This is a genomic window from Gemmata algarum, assembly GCF_034097035.1.
GTDB classification, from domain to species: Bacteria; Planctomycetota; Planctomycetia; order Gemmatales; family Gemmataceae; genus Gemmata; species Gemmata algarum.
Genome location: NZ_JAXBLV010000059.1, coordinates 1 through 2,289 on the forward strand (window position 1 = coordinate 1; position 2,289 = coordinate 2,289).

The 2,289-nt window shown below is 64.3% G+C and carries 2 protein-coding genes; both read left to right on the forward strand.

The genetic code is table 11. The annotated features are described in order from the left end of the window. The first annotated feature begins 654 nt into the window (after positions 1–654). Positions 655–780, forward strand: a complete 126-nt coding sequence (locus R5W23_RS06995; protein WP_320685721.1) for a hypothetical protein — start codon at positions 655–657, stop codon at positions 778–780. 86 nt (positions 781–866) lie between these two features. Beyond that, positions 867–2,174 carry an aminotransferase-like domain-containing protein gene (locus R5W23_RS07000; RefSeq protein WP_320685722.1) on the forward strand — a complete coding sequence of 436 codons (1,308 nt, stop codon included), beginning with the start codon at positions 867–869 and terminating at the stop codon, positions 2,172–2,174. Positions 2,175–2,289 lie beyond the last annotated feature (115 nt).

Consider the following 2,289-nt stretch of genomic DNA (forward strand, 5'->3'; position numbering starts at 1 on the left):
AGCCGAACCGCCATGAATTCTTCCTCTCGCTGAGTCGCTTGCTTCGGTTGTATAGGTGCGTTAAAACGCTTGAATTACCCGATGATCTGGGATTTTGGAGTGGCTCTGTCGCTCGACTTTTTACCGATTGCTAATCGATATTAATATTATAATCGATATGCCTTGTAGTTTAACTAGCGCAAATATTTTCTTTTCTTCCTGCTGTTCCGGAATGCGATCCGGACGCCTGTAACTGCGGCAGCCTACCGCACAAACGCTTTCGCCTGTCCTACTTCCGTCGATCCCTTCGTACTGCCTTCACAAGCCCACTGGTCAAGTGGTCGTTACAGTTCGCATGGCCTTGCGGAACGCCGAAGCGTTCGCCGGCTCGCACTGAGTCGGTCGCAGGAACGCGACCGTGTAGTGGTGAGGTGCGAGTTGCTGGTCGAGCGGCAGAGGTGCGTCGGCAGGGCGTGAGTCCTTCTCGCGGGGAGCACTCTGCCCGGCGGGCCAGGGGCAACATCCGCCTACCGTTTTCCCACGCACTTTCGTGACGCCGACGCTTCGCAACACCACGCCATTCGTGCCGCTTTCGAATTTTTACCTTGTCTCGGGCCGGTTCGCGCGGTACGAAACTTCCGTCGAGAGAACCGATCCCGAAAGCGATTGAACCGAATGTCCGCACCCGCGCTGACCCTGAACGCCCTCGCCGCTGTTGCGGTCCGGGCGGGCGCGCATGCCGCGGCCGTTCTTGCCGTCGCAGCCGCGGCTGCTATCGCTGCGGCGGTGGCCGCAACCTGACTCCGGTTCCCGACGTGTGTTCCGAAACACCGAATCGGCCCCGGAGTCCAACTCCGGGGCCGATTCTCTTTTCCAGGAGCGTTCCCATGCCGCCGGCGCCGCTGTCGCGGTCGGGCAAGTCCCGCCGCACCACCGACTCGCCCATCACCTACTTCATCAAGAAGGCGCTCGAGACGCCGGGGCTCGTCTCGTTCGCCGCCGGACTGGTGGACGAGGGCTCGCTCCCGGTCGATGAGGTGCGCGCCGCCGCCGCCGAAATCCTGTCCGATCCGCGGGCTGGGCAGACGGCCCTCCAGTACGGTTCCACACACGGGATGCCCGAGTTGCGGCGCCAGGTGCTCGACCTCGTGTGCGGTCTAGACGGCGTCAAACCCTCCGACCTGAACCTTACGCCCGACGACGTTTGCATCACCACCGGGTCGCAGCAGTTGCTGTACCTCCTCGGCGAGGTGATGTTCGACCCGGGCGACATCGTGATCTCGGAGGCGCCGTCGTACTTCGTGTACCACAGCCTGCTCCAGTCGCACGGGGCGAAGGTGCGGACGGTCCCGATGGACGAGCACGGGATGGACGTGGACGCCCTCGACGCGCTCCTCGACCGGTTGCGCCGGTCGGGCGACTTGCCGCGGGTGAAGGTCATCTACACCGTTGACTACTTCCAGAACCCGACCGGGCTCACGCTCTCGCTGGAGCGCCGCAAGCGGCTGGTCGAGATCGCCAAACGGTACAGCACCGCGCACCGCATCCTGATCCTGGAAGACGCGGCGTACCGCGAGCTGAAGTTCTCCGGTCCGGACCTGCCGAGCATCAAGAGCTTCGACCCGGCGAACGAGTTCGTGGTGTACACGAGCACGTTTTCGAAGCCGTGCGCCCCGGGGCTGAAGACGGGGTATGCGATCCTGCCGCCGGACGTGCTCGCCCCGATTTTGCACCTGAAGGGCAGCCACGACTTCGGCTCGACGAACCTGTCCCAGCACCTGCTGTCGCGGATGATGGCGTCGGGCGCGTATCAGGCGCACGCGGAGAAGCTGCGGGCCGTGTACCGCAACAAGCGCGACCTCATGCTGATCGCGCTGGAGAGCGAGTTCCGCGACTTCCCGGCGGCGCGGTGGACCGTGCCGGACGGCGGGTTCTACGTGTGGTTCACGCTGGACGGCGTTGACACCGGCCCGAATGGTCCGCTCGTGCCGGCGGCGCTGGAGGCGGGGGTGCTGTACGTGCCCGGCGAGTTCGGCCACGTCCCGGACGCGAACGGCCACATGCCGAAGAACGAATGCCGGCTGTGCTACGGGGTCGCGACCGAGCCCGAGATCACGGAAGGCATTCGGCGCCTGCGAAAAGCGTGCGCGGCAGTTGCCGCCGGCAAGCCGAAGAAGGAACCGGTCGGGGTCTGAGGTTCAACGCCGTTGCGGGGTGACCACCTCGCCGCTCCGCAACTGTGAACGGCGTGTTGTCGCCCTTCTGGCCGTTGGCTCATGAGGTGTCAGAGGCATCCCTCTCAATACATCG